This window comes from Blautia sp. MSK20_18 (genome assembly GCF_020553125.1).
GTDB classification, from domain to species: Bacteria; Bacillota; Clostridia; order Lachnospirales; family Lachnospiraceae; genus Blautia_A; species Blautia_A fusiformis.
Window position 1 is genome coordinate 14,693 of record NZ_JAJCGR010000029.1, and the last position, 16,720, is coordinate 31,412.

Sequence of the window (16,720 nt, forward strand, 5' to 3'; positions counted from 1 at the left end):
TGAAATAGAGAGGTATACAAATGGATAATGAACTTATATGCAATAAGCTTATAAATCAATACTTGTTACGAGGCAGAAAGTTTGTAGAATATGCTTGCTTTAGATATGGATATTATAATGCTCAAATAAGTGGCAAAATTGGAAATGGATTTGTTGATGATTTTCAATATTTTGTTTTTACAAAGAGTATTAAGAGTTTAGGCTCAATAAGAGAATTACTAAGGCTTGGACATGTTGAAGATGTATTTATTATTCTTAGAACATCATTTGAAGGATATATAGCAAGTAGATATATAGATGAAGAATATAATACTGATATATTGAATGATTTTATTTTCATTCCTCAATTGATTGCGGCAAGAAAAATTATTTATCAAAATGGAAAAGCAGTAGAAAGAGGAACTCAGGAAATTATTGAATATATACAAAGGAATCCATCTGACATGAAACTTGGAAGAGATAAAAGGTATTTTTATGATTTTTATGCTTTTCTGTGTAATTATGCACATTGCAATTTTTCAATAATAAATGAATTTATTGATGATGGACAGTTTTCTTGTGATAAATCAGATAATATTTATATGGCAAAAGTTATGACTCTATTTGTGTATATAAAGTTGTTTGAAAGTATTGTAACTGTTGAAGGAGAAGATTTTTTGAATTCAAGAGAAGAAAAAGAATGTTATAAATTGGTTAGAGAATCTACAAAGTTTATATATGATAGACTGGAAGAGTTTTCAAAGTATAACTGTAAAACAGCGAGTGATGAACTTAATAGGCATATGCGAAATATGTTTAAGAATATGAGAAGTTCACTTAAAGAAGAAGTAGGAAGTATAAAAAAGGATTTTTTGTAAGAAAGATATTTATTATAAAGAATAGTTAAGTGTTTACTTGAGAATTTCATTAAGAACAAAGCAGAGACAGGCACGCTTGACATACTAGCGTATTCTTGTTATTAAATAAACAACGACTTAACCACAAAATCTGCTGTTAAGCCGTGACAAATATTATAGAAGATTTAAACAAGAGGAGAGACGGAGATGCGGATGAAGCAGTAGAAGCTTTTATCAATGAAACACTGGAGTATAATCCGGATGTGAAATGTTCTCATCACGAGCACAGCCACGGGGAAGGACATACATGTGGCGAACATGGATGTGGAAGCCATAGCTGTCATTAAGAAAAATAGCAAAAAATAATAATACAAAAGAATGTGTCAAGGTAATGGAGAAAGGCAACTGTTGACTTTTGCTTTTTAGCGTGCTAAAATCGAGAGTGTAGAAAAACAAAGACGTTTTGCAGTCATTATTGCAAAGCGTCTTTTTATTTTATCAGCAGTGATAAAGAGTGTGCGGTAAACAGATAATATAGAAAAGGAAGAATGCTCTATGAAAGAATTGTTATTTTTGCTTGTATTGTTTGTTTCTAATGTTATTCAGGCTATCACAGGGTTTGCCGGCACGGTATTGGCGATGCCGCCTTCCGTTTATTTGCTTGGGCTGGATCATGCAAAGGTGGTCCTGAATGTTATGGCCTGGCTGTCCGGACTGATGATCGCAGTGACCGGATATCGACATATAAACTGGAAAGAATTGCTTAAGATGTCTGCGGTCATGTTGGTTGGAATGTTTGCAGGGATACAGATCTGCCGGATCGTGAAATCTGAAAATATTCTTCTGACAATATATGGAATCATAATCGTCGTAGTTGCATTAAAGAATCTGTGCATCCATACAGAGAAAAAACTTCCGGATCTCATTTTGTGGATAGTTCTGATCCTGGCAGGGATAATTCATGGTATGTTTGTATCAGGAGGGGCTTTACTTGTGATCTATGCAACACAGGTACTGAAAGAAAAAGAAGAATTTCGTGCGACAGTGGCCCCTGTATGGGTGGTGCTGAATTTTTTTCTGATGGTTACCCAGTTCAGGAGCGGCCTGGTTGGAACGGCAGATATTCGACTGATCTGTATCAGTATCCTGCCATTACTTATAGCTACATGGTTAGGTAAAAAGCTGGTATGTAAAGTATCTCAGAAGGTATTTCTGAATTTGACTTATATACTGCTTCTGATATCTGGAGTATCTTTGATCGTCTGATGCAGTTGATCATAGGAAGCTGCGGTGTAGAAAGGTGTATAAATATGGCAGTAACATTGCGTGAGATCATAAAACAGGTACAGCATCTGGAGATGAAGCTGGTAGCAGGTGAGACAGGACTGGATCATGAAGTGTCATGGACGCATATGGTAGACAGCGACACGATTTCTGCATTTCTGCAGGGACAGGAGCTTACTTTTACAACTGGATTAGGATTGAATGAAAATCTAACTCTTCTTCGTCTGGTAAAGGAAGTATGGCGAAACAAAGCCAGTGGAATCGTGATCAATACAGGGCCTTATATCAGTGAGATCGGACAGGATGTTATTGATTTTGCAAATGAAAAGGGATTCCCGGTATTTGAAGTACCGTGGAGGGTTCGAATGGCTGAAATCATGCGGATCATATGTTTTGCAATAACAAAAGAGCAGCAGAACGCAATTGAGGTTGCGACGGCACTGAACAATGCCTTTTTATGTCCGTCCCAGGAAGAACTGTATGTTTCGGCACTGATGAGAAAAGGGTATTTTACAGACAGTGCATATACGGTTGTGAATGTGTGTGTTCTGGAAGACAATGATCGTGTAACAGGAACAAGGCTAGAGCAGATTTTATCTAAACTGAGCAGTCATATCCGCTGTAATTATAATGGGATTTTGTGTTGTGCCCAGGATAAGCAGATTCTTCTGGTTTTGTGTGATTATTCTGATGAAGCATGCAGAAAAACTACAGAGAGGATTTTTCAGATACTATGCAGGATGGTATGTCAGAAGGAACAGATTTTTGTAAGTGTAAGTAAGCGGATTTCCGGGATCAGGCAGATTTATAAGAGCTATCAGTTTGCGGAAAAAATGTCTGATCTATTATGTGTCTGTCAGGTTCCGGGCGAGCAAAGCACAGATGGCGGAAAGATTATTTTTTACAAAGATCTTGGGATTTACAGGGTACTGCTCACACTTACAGATAAGGAAGCAATAAAAGAATATCTGGCAGATACAGTAGCTCCATTGTATGAATATGATGAGATGAACCACTCAGATCTGGTCAGAGTACTTCAGTGCTACCTGGCTAACGACTGCAGTGTCAAAAGTGCGTCACAGGAATTGATCGTACATCGAAATACAATTAATTATAAGCTTGGAAAGGTTGCTGAGATACTTGGAAAAAATCTTTCTGATTTTGATGTGCGTTTTCAGCTGAGGCTGGGTTTCCTGTTATATCAGATGAATGAAATGTAAAAGGAAAATGCGGCAGCAGAATAATAACGATTGTGCTGCAGCACAAAAATAATTGGATAGATGTCTATTGCAGACAGCCAGTGTCGAGAGTAATATATGACTCAGATAAGACAAAGGCGTCTGGTTCACAAATGAATGTGGGCCGGGCGCTTTTCTTATTCTACAACAAATAATAAGTTTGTTTACCGCAAAAATGAACAATATTTAAAACTGAATTACAGATAAAGAGGAGGAAGTTATTATGAGTTTAACAGGAAAAGAAGTAGCACAGATGCACAAAGATTATGTGATGCAGTCATGGGCAAGATCAGGAGCAGATACTTTACCGGTAGAAAGAGCCGAGGGAATTTATTTTTACGATTATGATGGAAAAAAATATGCAGATATGGCTTCACTTCTGGTGTGTTCCAACCTCGGACATGAGCTTCCGGAGATCGTTGAAGCGATCAAGGAACAGGCTGATAAGATGTGCTTCATGGCACCGGCATATGCATCCGAGCCTAAGAGCATGCTGGCAAAAATGCTTGTAGAAGCAGCAGGAGCAGATACATACAAGAGAGTTTTCTTCACAAATGGTGGAGCAGAATCCAATGAGAATGCTATAAAAATGGCACGTATGGTAACCGGAAGAACCAAGATCTTTTCCTGCTACAGAAGCTATCATGGAGCTACACTTGGAGCATCCAATGCTTCCGGTGACTGGAGAAGATATGCAGCAGAGATCGGTGGTGCAAATGGATTCGTACACTTTATGAACCCTCAGATGTATCGTGACGGATATACAAAAGGAGTTGATGATGCAGAGGTAACGAAGAAATATCTGGATGCGCTGGATCTGCAGCTCAGATATGAAGGCCCCGGAAATGTGGCAGCGATCCTGATGGAGTCTATAGTAGGTGCAAACGGTGTCATTCTTCCTCCAGACGGATATATGGAAGGTGTTCGTGCACTTTGTGACAAATATGGAATCCTTCTGATCTGTGATGAGGTTATGGCAGGATTTTACCGTACAGGAAAAATGTTTGCATTTATGAATTTCGACATGAAACCGGATATCATTACATTTGCAAAAGGTGTTACCTGTGGTTATGTACAGCTGGGCGGATGTATTGTAAGTAAAAAGGTTGCGGAGTATTTTGAGGAAAATGTTCTTCAGTGCGGACTTACTTACAGTGGACATACACTTGCATGTGCGGCTGGTGTAGCAGCAATGAAATATTATAAAGAACACGACATCGAGGGCCATGTAGCTGAGATGCACGAGATCGTTGCTCCGTTTATGGATGAGATGGTAAAGAAGCATAAATGTATTGGTGAAGCAAGATGTATCGGTTTGTTCGGTGCACTTGAAGTAGTCAAGAATAAAGAAACCAGAGAACCGATGCAGGAATACGGCGTACCCGGACCGGTAATGCCGTGGATATTTGCAGAATTAAAGAAACGTGGCTTTGCAACCTTCGGACGTGAGAACTTTATTGAAATCTGTCCGCCACTGATCATCACGAAAGAGGAGCTGGAAGAGTATCTCCCGATCCTTGATGAAGTGCTTACAATGGTCGATGAAAAATTTTGTGACTGATAAAGCAGGAGGTAGCCTATGAACTGGGATTATCTACAGCCGGTAAAAATTCATTTCGGCAAAGGCAGAGTAAAAGAAATCAAAGAAATAGCCAGAGAGCTTGGCTGCGAAAGAGGCCTTCTGGTGGCAGGACCGTTTTTCTTTAAAAGCGGTCTTGCCGAAAAGGTCATAAAAGAGTCAGAAGGAATGATCGTTGCTTCTTTTGGAGATGTTTCTCCAAACCCGGACGTTGTAGAGGTAGATGCCTGTGCGGAAGTGATCCGGCAGAAAAATATCGGATTTGTGGTAGCACTGGGTGGAGGCAGTCCCATGGATTGTGCCAAAGCAGCTGCCAGTGTAGCTCTGACTTCGGATTCCATCCGTAAGTATCATGGAACCGGAGTAGCAATGCCGGAGAAACATCTTCCACTGATCGCAGTTCCTACGACTGCAGGAACAGGAAGTGAAGTGACCTGTGTATCAGTTCTTTCGGATCATGCAAATGGAAAAAAAGCGCCGATCGTATCAGAGGGATTTTATCCGGCAGCAGCTATCATTGATCCGGAACTTACTTATACAATGCCACCGCAGGTTACGGCAGGAACAGGAATTGATGTTCTTTCCCATGCGATCGAAGGCTATTGGAGCAAAGGTCATCAGCCGATCTGTGATGTACTTGCGATGCATGCAGCAGAACTGGTATTTAAATATGTTTACAGAGCATACAGGAAGCCCGATGATGAGGAAGCAAGGGAGAAAATGTGCGAAGCATCTTTGATCGCAGGATTGGCGTTTACTTTACCGAAAACTACTTCGTCCCATGCGTGTTCATTTCCATTGACCAATATTTATCACATCCCGCATGGCGAGGCGTGTGGCCTGACCCTGGATTATTTTATAAGAATCAATGCAAAAGGCGAAGGTGGTGAACGTGTAGAGGAATTTGCCAGAAGGATTGGATTCAAAGATGCAGAAGAGATGGCGGATGCAGTTCTTGAATTAAAGAAAAAAATGGGATTGCGGTGTGATCTGAAGGATCTGGAGCTTGATGATGATCAGATTGCGGAGCTGGTTCGCATCAGCAGACACCCGAACCTTTATAACAATCCGGTAGAGATCACAGACGAGATGCTGGATGAGATGTATCGATATCTGGCCGGAAAGTGAAAGATTTTGATTGAATATTGAAAAAAATAATGATAATATAGAGAGAGACGATGGAGTCCGGATACTTTTGTATCTGGGCTCTTTTTGTATTTATGGATGGGAGATGAAGGATTATGAAACTGATCACAGCAATCGTAAGACCTGAGAAAGTGATGGACGTTATCAAAGCACTGGAGCAGGAAGGATATTTTGCTTTTTCAAAATGGGCAATTTCAGGAAGAGGTAAGGAAAAAGGAATTCAGGTAGGGGATGTCCTTTATCAGGAAATGGCAAAAAACATGCTGTATATTACTGTTGGGGACAAAGAGAAAGATGAGGTTGTAGATATTATCATTAACAGTGCAAAGAGTGGGCAGTATGGACATTATGGTGATGGAAAAATTTTTGTTTCCGATATCAGTGAGGCATATACGATCAGTGAAGAAACCAGAGAAGATGATGAATGATATGATTGATGAAGCAGGAGGATATATATGGGTGAAAGAAATAAAAGAACAAAATTAAAAAAATCCATGGGACCTGGTTCGATCTGGGCAGTTGCAGTCGGTTCCATCATTGGATGGGGATGTTTTATACAGGGTGGTCTCTGGACAGAACGTGCAGGTGGACCGCTTCCGCTGTATCTGGGATTTCTGGCAGGCGGTCTTTTAATGATCGTGGTAGGCTACAGCTATTCTTATATGATCGCAAAATTCCCGGTAGCGGGTGGTGAATTTGCCTATGCATATAAAGGCTTTGGAAGAACTGCTTCGTACATATGCGGATGGATGCTGTCGCTTGGATATCTGTCTATTGTAGCTTTGAATGCAACGGCACTTCCGGTATTGGCATCCTATATTTTTCCTGGAGTCTTTAACAGAGGTTACCTGTATACAATTGCAGGATATGATGTATATATGGGTGAAGTCGGATTATCCCTGTTCTTTATCATACTTTTCGGGATCATGAATTACAAAGGTGCGAAATCTGTAGGAAATCTTCAGCTTGCGATGGTCCTTATCATGTGTGCAGCGGTTGTTGTATCAGTCATTGGTGTGATCGCAACAGGACATTTTGATGCTTCAAACTTGCAGCCGGCATACGGAGCCGAAGGCAAGTCTCTTGGAAGCGGTTTTGTATCTATCCTGGCATTGGCTCCGTTCCTTTATGTAGGATTTGACTGTATTCCACAGGCGGCAGAAGAATATGATTTTCCACCACAGAAGTGCAAAATGCTGATCATTTCAGCATTGATCGTAGGTGCTTTGATCTATGGTGCAATGGCACTGGTGACAGATTGTGTTGTTCCCTGGCAGCAGGTTCTGACTATGACAGATGCGAATGGAACTCTTGTAAAATGGCATACAGGTGCAGTTCTTGATCTTGCAATGGGAAAAGTTGGTGTGTGCTTTGTGGCACTGGCAGTGTGTATGGGGATTTTTACCGGTATGAACGGATTCTTTATGACATCCAGCCGTCTTTTATTTGGTATGGCAAGAGCAAAAATGCTTCCGTCAGCTTTTGAAAAGGTTCATCCGGAGCATAAAACTCCGTCCATATGTGTTGGGTTTACCATGATCATCTGCTGTATCTGCCCATTTTTCGGCAGAGAAGTGATCGGCTGGGTTGTAGATATGTGTTCCGTAGGTACTGCGTTCGGATATTTCTTTACCTGTGCAGGTGCTTATATTCTTCTGAAAAAATATGGCGATGATACAGATACAAATAAAATCCATCCGGCAGTAGCAATGGGCGGCTGTGTGATCTCTGTTGTAATATTGCTGCTCCTGATCGTGCCCGGTTCTCCAGCATTCATGGCTCCACAGTCCTTTGCAGCACTGATCGTGTGGGTGTTGATGGGAGTTACCTTCTATTTTGTTTCAAAGAAAAATTTTGCGAAAATCACTAAGAGGGAAATGGATTATCTGATTCTTGGAAATGTGCAGGTAGTTCGAGGACTGAGAAAAGGAAAAAATCAGGGAAGAGTTGTACAGGGAAATATTGTGGCTGATCAGAGTAATAAATCTTAAAAGGTAATAAAACGGCTGCAGGCCTATAATACTTTCAGGGTAACAGAAAAACTTCCATTCAAAAAATGGGAGTTTTTCTGTTGCCGGAGTATCATATTTGCAAGGTGTGATTTATAAAGTATCTTGACAGAGGTACCGATCCTGTTATACTATTAAAACTGATAAAGGGGAGTAACCTACGTTTGGAAATCTGCGTTTGCAGTGTCGTCAGTACGGTGGAAACATCCGGCGCTGCAGGGAAATGGTGAGACTTTTATTGCATTTTTTGTTGTGCAATAAGGGTTTCTTTTTTTATATCCTTTTATCAAAAAAATCCTTTATTGCATAAAAAAATTACAGTTGGTGAATATTTGCAAAAAAGGAGGCAAAGGTAATGAAAGAAATTTATCAGCAGACAGCAGAAGAAGTTCTCGAGCGTGTGGAAAGCAGGGAATCAGGGCTTACCGATGAACAGGTCAGACGGTCCAGAGAGAAGTGCGGATGGAATGAGCTTGCAGAAGGAAAGAAAAAAAGTATTTTGCAGATCTTCTTTGAACAGTATAAGGATTTTCTGGTGCTGATCCTGATCGCATCGGCAGTGATATCCGGTATGCTTGGAGATGTGGAAAGTGCAGCAGTTATCGTGATCGTTATTACGATCAATGCGATTTTGGGAACTGTGCAGACAGTAAAGGCTGAGCAGTCCCTGCAGAGCTTAAAGAAGCTTTCCGGACCGGAGGCAAAGGTATTACGTGATGGTGTGGCGGTACAGCTCCCGGCAAGAGAACTGGTTGTAGGAGATGTGATCCTTCTTGAAGCAGGTGATATGATCCCGGCCGATGGAAGATTGATTGAAAATGCAAGCCTTAAGGTCGATGAAAGTGCCCTTACCGGGGAAAGCCTTGCGGTTGAAAAGAGTATGGACACTATTTTGGAAGAAGCACCGCTTGGTGATCGGACAAATATGCTGTTTTCCGGAAGTTTTGTCACATATGGGCGTGGCAGAGCGGTTGTAACGAATGTAGGAATGCAGACAGAGGTTGGAAAGATTGCGGGACTTCTGAAATCGACTTCGGAAAAACAGACGCCACTTCAGGTGAATCTGGATGATTTTGGAAAGAAGCTTTCCATTCTGATCCTGATATTTTGCGGAATTCTGTTTGCGATCAGTGTATTCCGCGGTGAGAAGATCAGCAGTGCATTTATGTTTGCAGTAGCACTTGCAGTCGCAGCGATTCCGGAAGCTTTAAGCTCCATCGTGACGATCGTCCTTTCTTTCGGAACACAGAAGATGGCAAAGGAGCACGCGATCATTCGTAAGCTTCAGGCTGTAGAAGGTCTTGGAAGCGTATCTGTTATCTGTTCGGATAAGACCGGAACACTCACACAGAACAAAATGACAGTAGAAGATTATTATATTGATGGAAAAAGAATCACAGCAGATGCAATTGATGTAGCAGATCCGGCGCAGAGATGTCTTTTGGACTACAGCATTTTATGTAATGATTCAACAAATGAAAATGGAGTGGAGATCGGAGATCCGACGGAAACGGCATTGATCAATCTGGGCAGCCGGTACGGAATCGAGGCTGCTGGTGTAAGAAAGCTTTATCCAAGGGAAGGAGAGCTTCCCTTTGACAGTGACCGTAAGATGATGTCAACACTTCACAGAATTGATGATGAGAACCGGATGATCGTAAAAGGTGCGGTTGACCGGCTTCTGGAGCTGACAGACAGGATCTGGACAAAGGACGGAGTTCGGGAAATCACAGAAGCAGATAAAGAAAAGATCCGGCGCCAGAATCAGGAATTTTCAATGGAAGGGTTACGGGTACTGGCATTTACCTATCGTGAAATTCCGGAGAAGCATGTATTGACGACAGAAGATGAGAAACATCTGGTATTTCTTGGCCTGATCGCTATGATGGATCCGCCGAGGGAAGAATCAAAGGCTGCAGTGGCAGAATGTATAAAAGCGGGGATTCGGCCGGTCATGATCACGGGAGATCATAAGATCACAGCAGCGGCAATTGCAAAGAGAATCGGAATTTTACACGATCTGTCGGAGGCCTGTGAGGGTGCTGATATTGAAAATATGAGTGATGAGCAGCTGAAGGAGTTTGTCCCGAATATTTCTGTGTATGCAAGAGTGTCACCAGAGCACAAGATCCGTATTGTCCGTGCATGGCAGGAGAAGGGGATGATCGTGGCAATGACCGGAGACGGTGTGAATGATGCTCCGGCATTGAAGCAGGCAGATATTGGTGTTGCAATGGGAGTGACCGGAACCGAGGTCGCAAAGGATGCCGCAGCAATGGTGCTTACAGATGATAATTTTGCAACAATTGTAAAAGCAGTGGAAAACGGACGAAATTTATATCAGAATATCAAGTATGCGATCCAGTTTCTTCTGTCAGGAAACTTTGGTGCGATCCTGGCAGTTCTTTGTGCATCCCTTGCAGGACTTCCGGTTCCTTTTGCACCGGTACATCTGCTGTTTATCAATCTTTTGACAGACAGCCTTCCGGCGATCGCATTAGGCGTGGAGCCGCACAGCAGTGAGGTGATGAATGAGAAACCAAGATCAGCAGACGAGTCAATACTGACAAAGGATTTTCTTGGTAAAATCGGTCTGGAAGGACTGGTGATCGGTATGATGACGATGATCGGATTTTTGACAGGATATCATCAGAATGGTGCACTGCTTGGCAGTACTTATGCCTTCGGAACACTTTGTCTGGCACGTCTGTTCCATGGATTCAACTGCAAATCGGATCATCCGGTTATCTTTACAAAACGTTTCTTTAATAATAAATGGCTTCAGGGAGCATTTGTACTTGGGGCAGTACTCATTACCGTTGTACTGACGGTTCCAGGATTTCATCTCCTGTTTAAAGTAGAGACGTTGGATCTGATGCAGCTTGGCTGTGTATATCTGTATGCGTTTGCAAGTCTTCCGATCATTCAGCTGCTTAAATGGATACGCATGAAATTAAGAAAAAGAGGAGAATGATAGTGGATATAAGTAAAATATCTGTAAAAAAAATCCGAGAGCTTATTGTGTTTACAGCATTTCTTGTGGTCGCCCTGTGGAAGTTTGATGTGGTGCTCGATGTGCTGAAAGAAATATGGGGGATCGCATTTCCTTTTGTACTTGGCGGAGCGATCGCATTTGTGACCAACGTGCCGATGAGCTTTTTGGAAAAGAAAATTTTTGGAAGGGTAAAAAAAGAAAATAAGATAGGTGCAAAACTGGCAAGACCGATAAGTCTGTTCCTTACGATCGTATTTGCGGTTGGCGTGATCGTACTGGTGATGTTTGGTGTGATCCCGCAGCTTACGCGGACAATGGGAACTCTGATGATGAGTATCACTGATTTTATTCCGCAGATGCAAAGCTGGATCCGGGAATTTTCTCATAATAATCAGGAAATCATGAAGCTGGTAGATCAGGTACAGTTTAATCCGGATCAGGCGATCAAGTGGGGGATAAGCCTTCTTGGAAACGGTGCAGGAAATATGATGAATACTACAATGTCAGCAGTGGGTTCCATAGTCAGTGGATTGGCAACCTTTTTTATTGCTTTTTCATTTGCCTGCTATGTCCTTTTTCAGAAGGAGAAGCTGCATGTGCAGATCCGAAAAGTATTTTTTGCCTTTCTCCCAAAGAAAAAGGCAGATGCTTTTCTTAAAGTCTGTTCTCTGACTTATCGGACATTTGCAAATTTTCTTGCAGGTCAGTGTTTGGAAGCTGTGATCCTCGGTTGTATGTTTGTTGTGATACTGAGTATTTTGAGGATGCCATATGCACTTTTGATCGGAGTTTTGATTGCGTTTACCGCATTGATTCCGATTTTCGGGGCCTTCATCGGGTGTGCGGTGGGAAGCTTTCTGATCTTTATGGTAAATCCGAAACAGGCAATTTTATTTATTATAGTATTTCTGGTGCTGCAGCAGATCGAGGGAAATCTGATCTATCCTCATGTTGTGGGTGAATCCGTAGGACTTCCGTCGATCTGGGTTCTTGCAGCAGTTACGATCGGCGGAAACCTTATGGGAATTGTAGGTATGCTTGTTTTCATTCCGCTGCTTTCCGTGTTCTATACTATCTTTCGGGAATTCGTATATCTGCGCCTGAAGAAAAAGCATATCAAACAGGTGACAAAGACAGAAATAGAGGAATATACGGCGGAGGAAATTGTAAATAGTGACATATCAGAGGGGAAATGATATGATGGACTTGTATTGGGATAGTTAAGAAAAATCTTATATTTAAGGGGGGAGTTACTGTGTGGTTTGTGTTTGCCTTGCTGTCTGCTGTATTTGCGGCGTTGACCTCCATACTGGCCAAGATAGGTATTGCCGGTGTTAATTCGAATCTTGCAACAGCGATTCGAACGATGGTGGTGTTGGTTATGGCGTGGGGAATGGTTTTCCTCACAAATACCCAGGGCGGGATCGCAGCGATCAGCAAAAAAAGCTGGCTGTTTCTGACCCTTTCAGGTCTGGCAACGGGTGCTTCGTGGTTATGCTATTATCGTGCTCTGCAGATAGGCAATGCATCGAAGGTTGTGCCGATAGACAAGCTGAGTGTTGTGATCACACTGGTACTGGCATTTGTTTTTTTGCATGAGAAATTCACAGCAAAATCGATGATGGGATGTATTTTGATCGGTGTGGGAACATTATTGATGGTTTTGTAAAAATGCATAAGAAAACTATATACAAAAGGAGAGTGTTATGAAAACACGAAAGAAAATTTCAGCAAAGCTGCTGGCGATCATGCTTATTGCTGCATTGCTGCTTCCTCTTGCATGGAATGTCCCGGTGGAAGCAGCCGAGGCAAAACAGATCGATGTTTTGTTCAGCCATGATACACATTCGCATTTGAACAGCTTTTCAACCATCGTAGATGGAGAGCAAAAAGAAGTTGGCGGATTTGCAAGGATCAAAACCCTGATCGATGAAAAGAAGCAGGAAGATCCGGACACCCTGGTGCTGGATGGCGGCGATTTTTCCATGGGAACCCTGATTCAGACCGTATACGAAACGGAGGCGGCAGAGCTTCGGATGCTGGGATATCTGGGGTATGATGTGACGACTCTGGGGAATCATGAATATGATTATCGTTCAAAGGGACTGGCAAATATGCTGGAGGCTGCGAAGGCTTCCGGTGAGACAGTGCCGGCACTGGTAGTGTGCAACGTGGACTGGGACAGCATGGAGCAGGATGGATTAAGCGATGGTCAGAAGCAGATCCGGTCGGCATTTGAAGCCTACGGTGTGAAGGATTATGTAGTAGTTCAAAAAGGAGATGTAAAGGTTGCGGTAGTCGGTGTGTTCGGTAAGGATGCCCTGGAATGTGCACCGACCTGTGAATTAAAGTTCAAGGATCCGGTTGAGGCCGTAAAACAGACGGTAGAAGAGATCCGAAAAAATGAAAAAGTGGATATGATCGCTTGTGTGTCCCATGGAGGAACCTGGGAGGATGAGAACAAATCGGAGGATGAGATCCTTGCAAAAGAGGTGCCGGATATCGATCTGATCATCAGCGGACATACGCACTCAGAGCTGAAAGAGGCAATTCAGCATGGGAACACATATATCGTATCCTGCGGCGAATACGGAAGAAATCTGGGATCACTTTCCATGACACAGAAGCAGGACGGACGGTGGGAGCTGACATCCTATGAGCTGATCCCTGTTTCTGAGGATGTAAAACCGGACCAGGCGACACAGGAACAGATCGATGCCCTGATGGATACGGTGGATAAGAATTATCTTGCCGATTTCGGCTATACAAGGGAAGAGGTTCTTGCTGAAAATGATGTTGAATTCAACAGTCTGGAAGAAATGGGCACGAAGCACGAAGAGTTGAATCTTGGTGATATCATGTCCGATGCATACATATATGCAGTGGAAAATTCCGAGTATTATGATGGTGATCCGGTTGATGTTGCCGTTGTTCCAAGCGGAACCGTGCGGGACACATACACAAAGGGCGATATCACAGTAGAGGATGTTTTTAATTCCTTTTCACTAGGGATCGGAAAGGACGGTGTTGCCGGATATCCGCTGATCAGTGCATACCTGACCGGAAAAGAGCTGAAGCTGGCAGCGGAGGTGGACGCTTCTGTATCGGATTTTATGACAACGGCAAGGTTATATTGCAGTGGATTGAATTTTGCATACAATCCACATCGGATGATCCTGAATAAGGTGACAGATTGTTATCTCACCAGGGCAGACGGAGAGCGGATCGAGATCCAGGATGACAAGCTGTATCATGTTGTGACAGATCTGTATACCGGCCAGATGCTTGGTTCTGTGATGAAAATGTCCTATGGACTGTTGTCTCTTGAACCGAAGGACAGGGATGGGAATCCCATTGAAAATCTGGAAGATCAGGCGATCATGGAGGGTGACAGAGAATTGAAGGCCTGGGATGCGATCGCAAGATATATGCAGTCCTTTGAGGATACAGACGGCGACGGAATTGCCAATGTGCCGGAATATTATGAGACGACACATGGACGTAAGGTTGTGGAGGACAGCAGAAATATCATTGATCTGGTGAAGCAGCCGAATAAGTTTTCGGCAATGATCGCAGGTATTTGTCTGATCTTTATTGTGATCATTGTGCTTGTGGTATTTCTGATCCGAAGGATGATCCGCAGGATCAAAGTCAGAAAAGGAAAGAGAAATTCAAAATAAATATACGGCTGAGAAGAAAGCTGTCGCTTTAGCGATTGATAGATCGCAAAGCGGCAGCTTTTATTGAGATGAATTGCAATTTCTTTTGTAAAATTGTAGAATGAAAGAGCTTATGAAAAAGAGTCATGAAAGAGAGAATCGGGAAATGAATGATAAAATCGCAGTCTGTCTTGGAAAGGGCGGACAGAGAGATATGGCGGAAGCCTTTTGCAGGAGGACCGGAGCGCAGCTTCAGGATAAGCCGGGAGATTTTCTGACGGTGCGGTTTGATTCCAGGGGCGTTTCGCTGTCCGGTTTCGGGCTGACCTATCAGGGGGATTTTGTGGAGACGATGCTTCACAGAGTTACCAGAGGCAGACTTCAGCATGAGATGCTGGTGAAGGCGGTGAAGTCAGATAAGGAGGGAAGGAAGGCCATCGATGCTACGGCAGGAATGGGTGAGGATGCCTTTCTTCTGGCAGCCCAGGGCTATGAGGTGACGCTGTACGAGCAGAATCCAGTGATCGCAGCCCTTCTTAAAGATGCCATTCGCCGTGCCAAGAAAAATATGGAGCTGAAAGATATTGCCGGTCGTATGAAGGTGATCGAGGGAAACAGTGTAGAAGGTATGTCAAAGCTTCTTGATCCTGTAGACGTGATCTATCTGGATCCCATGTTTCCGGCAAGACAGAAATCCAGCCTGATCAACAAGAAACTTCAATTGATCCAGAAGCTGGAACCACCGTGTTCCGGGGAAAAGGATCTTTTTGATGCAGCTATCAGAGCAAATCCGGATAAGATCATCGTCAAGCGTCCGCTGAAAAGTGAATGTCTTGCCGGCCGGGAGCCGTCTTATACATTGAAGGGGAAGGCAATACGATATGACTGCTATGTATTATAAAGTCAGACACTATCAATACAAAAATCGAATCGGAAATCTTAAGTCTGAAGCTGTAGGCGTGGTAAGCGGGGAAAAACATTTCCCCATATTTCCTGGAAATATGATTTTTAAGCCATTGACGAAATCCAAACCATTTTCCACGCCACTGTATGCTTATGCAGAGGTGTTCTGGTCAACGATCATTAATGAATATTTCATGCCTGCGCCCAGGTATGAACTGGCCATCTGTGAAGGGTATGAGGCAGTAAATGAAAAATATCTTGACTACGGAACGGCAGTTCCCATGGCCTATAAAGAAGGGGAATCCCTTTTGAATCTTCTGGAGTTTTTCAGGAAATATCCGGATGAAAAGGTAGATATAGATAATTATGTAAACTATTGCCAGATGTTTTATGATTATAGAGACATTTTTGAAGCTGATTTTTTGCAGGAGCATCGGGAAATGGCGGAACAGCTTGCCATGCAGGTACTGATCTCTGTCCTGAAGGGAGACCAGAATTATCATTATGAAAATGTAGCATTTCTCTGTGATAAAGATGGCGGGATCATAAGTCTTGCACCTATGATCGATCATGAATTTTCTACGTATTTTATGTTTCCGGACGATATTTCCCGTCATGTATACTGGCTGATGGAATTAAGCAAATCCATCCGCGGATGGGAAGTCCGGCCTGGGGAATATGATAATTTCAAAGATCCGGAAGAACGGAAACTAATGGAAAAAAGTGCCACCTGTATTCATAAAAATCTCCTCTATATAAAAGAACATTATCCGCAGACAACGGAAGAATTTCTGGATAAAGCAGAAAAACTGAAAACAGCATTGACGGAAGCTTCAGAGGATTTTCTGATCCGGGGAAATACGGAATATCCGGACTGTGCGGATTCCAGTGCCTGGCTGATCGGAAAAGCCCGATACAAGGATAAAGATGAAGAGAAAGCCAGCGCTTATGAGGCGGAATTATACGGAAAGGTGAAAAAGCTTGATTTCCGGGACGTAAGTATCAGTGCAATAAATGAAATAAAAGCTGTGATCAGTCAGATGGAAGAAGTTTTGAGAAAGAGAGAATAAA

Annotated in this window: 13 protein-coding genes and 1 pseudogene; all 14 read left to right on the forward strand. The window is 42.7% G+C overall.

All coding sequences use genetic code 11. The features are described 5' to 3' along the window. Positions 1-20 precede the first annotated feature (20 nt). A complete protein-coding gene (locus tag LI091_RS14050; RefSeq protein WP_021652662.1) occupies positions 21-857 on the forward strand; it encodes a DUF5677 domain-containing protein in 837 nt (278 codons plus the stop codon). Positions 858-1,039: 182 nt separating this feature from the next. Continuing rightward, a pseudogene (locus LI091_RS14055) lies at positions 1,040-1,183 on the forward strand (DNA-binding protein); the annotation flags it as partial. A gap of 208 nt (positions 1,184-1,391) precedes the next feature. Further along, the gene (locus LI091_RS14060; RefSeq protein ID WP_021652660.1) at positions 1,392-2,102 is read left to right on the forward strand and encodes a sulfite exporter TauE/SafE family protein; all 711 of its coding nucleotides are present in this window, start codon (positions 1,392-1,394) and stop codon (positions 2,100-2,102) included. Positions 2,103-2,146: 44 nt separating this feature from the next. Next, positions 2,147-3,340, forward strand: coding sequence for a PucR family transcriptional regulator (locus LI091_RS14065; protein WP_265191277.1), 1,194 nt, complete (start codon positions 2,147-2,149; stop codon positions 3,338-3,340). A 241-nt stretch (positions 3,341-3,581) separates the two neighbouring features. Continuing rightward, positions 3,582-4,919 carry an aminotransferase class III-fold pyridoxal phosphate-dependent enzyme gene (locus LI091_RS14070; RefSeq protein ID WP_015525486.1) on the forward strand — a complete coding sequence of 446 codons (1,338 nt, stop codon included), beginning with the start codon at positions 3,582-3,584 and terminating at the stop codon, positions 4,917-4,919. An 18-nt stretch (positions 4,920-4,937) separates the two neighbouring features. Further along, on the forward strand, positions 4,938-6,065 hold the full coding sequence (locus LI091_RS14075; RefSeq protein ID WP_118368511.1) for an iron-containing alcohol dehydrogenase family protein: 1,128 nt from the start codon (positions 4,938-4,940) through the stop codon (positions 6,063-6,065). A gap of 113 nt (positions 6,066-6,178) precedes the next feature. Continuing rightward, on the forward strand, positions 6,179-6,511 hold the full coding sequence (locus tag LI091_RS14080) for a P-II family nitrogen regulator (RefSeq protein ID WP_059086245.1): 333 nt from the start codon (positions 6,179-6,181) through the stop codon (positions 6,509-6,511). Between the two features lie 27 nt (positions 6,512-6,538). Continuing rightward, on the forward strand, positions 6,539-8,074 hold the full coding sequence (locus LI091_RS14085) for an APC family permease (RefSeq protein ID WP_265191278.1): 1,536 nt from the start codon (positions 6,539-6,541) through the stop codon (positions 8,072-8,074). A 373-nt stretch (positions 8,075-8,447) separates the two neighbouring features. Continuing rightward, on the forward strand, positions 8,448-11,066 hold the full coding sequence (locus LI091_RS14090) for a cation-translocating P-type ATPase (RefSeq protein WP_265191279.1): 2,619 nt from the start codon (positions 8,448-8,450) through the stop codon (positions 11,064-11,066). Between the two features lie 2 nt (positions 11,067-11,068). Beyond that, a complete protein-coding gene (locus LI091_RS14095; RefSeq protein ID WP_265191280.1) occupies positions 11,069-12,283 on the forward strand; it encodes an AI-2E family transporter in 1,215 nt (404 codons plus the stop codon). A 59-nt stretch (positions 12,284-12,342) separates the two neighbouring features. Continuing rightward, complete coding sequence (locus LI091_RS14100; RefSeq protein ID WP_173739379.1) at positions 12,343-12,756, forward strand: EamA family transporter; 414 nt, start codon at positions 12,343-12,345, stop codon at positions 12,754-12,756. Positions 12,757-12,793: 37 nt separating this feature from the next. Then, complete coding sequence (locus tag LI091_RS14105; protein WP_265191281.1) at positions 12,794-14,767, forward strand: bifunctional metallophosphatase/5'-nucleotidase; 1,974 nt, start codon at positions 12,794-12,796, stop codon at positions 14,765-14,767. A 145-nt stretch (positions 14,768-14,912) separates the two neighbouring features. After that, positions 14,913-15,647, forward strand: a complete 735-nt coding sequence (locus tag LI091_RS14110; RefSeq protein ID WP_195634971.1) for a class I SAM-dependent methyltransferase — start codon at positions 14,913-14,915, stop codon at positions 15,645-15,647. Then, positions 15,628-16,719, forward strand: coding sequence for a hypothetical protein (locus tag LI091_RS14115; protein WP_244094776.1), 1,092 nt, complete (start codon positions 15,628-15,630; stop codon positions 16,717-16,719). The genes LI091_RS14110 and LI091_RS14115 overlap by 20 nt, the downstream gene beginning before the upstream one ends. Position 16,720: the final 1 nt, after the last annotated feature.

Coding starts and splice junctions, on each gene's coding strand:
- LI091_RS14105 (WP_265191281.1), top strand. CDS start 12,794: ATGAAAACACGAAAGAAAATTTCAGCAAAGCTGCTGGCGATCATGCTT.
- LI091_RS14075 (WP_118368511.1), top strand. CDS start 4,938: ATGAACTGGGATTATCTACAGCCGGTAAAAATTCATTTCGGCAAAGGC.
- LI091_RS14065 (WP_265191277.1), top strand. CDS start 2,147: ATGGCAGTAACATTGCGTGAGATCATAAAACAGGTACAGCATCTGGAG.
- LI091_RS14090 (WP_265191279.1), top strand. CDS start 8,448: ATGAAAGAAATTTATCAGCAGACAGCAGAAGAAGTTCTCGAGCGTGTG.
- LI091_RS14115 (WP_244094776.1), top strand. CDS start 15,628: ATGACTGCTATGTATTATAAAGTCAGACACTATCAATACAAAAATCGA.
- LI091_RS14080 (WP_059086245.1), top strand. CDS start 6,179: ATGAAACTGATCACAGCAATCGTAAGACCTGAGAAAGTGATGGACGTT.
- LI091_RS14060 (WP_021652660.1), top strand. CDS start 1,392: ATGAAAGAATTGTTATTTTTGCTTGTATTGTTTGTTTCTAATGTTATT.
- LI091_RS14050 (WP_021652662.1), top strand. CDS start 21: ATGGATAATGAACTTATATGCAATAAGCTTATAAATCAATACTTGTTA.
- LI091_RS14070 (WP_015525486.1), top strand. CDS start 3,582: ATGAGTTTAACAGGAAAAGAAGTAGCACAGATGCACAAAGATTATGTG.
- LI091_RS14110 (WP_195634971.1), top strand. CDS start 14,913: ATGAATGATAAAATCGCAGTCTGTCTTGGAAAGGGCGGACAGAGAGAT.
- LI091_RS14085 (WP_265191278.1), top strand. CDS start 6,539: ATGGGTGAAAGAAATAAAAGAACAAAATTAAAAAAATCCATGGGACCT.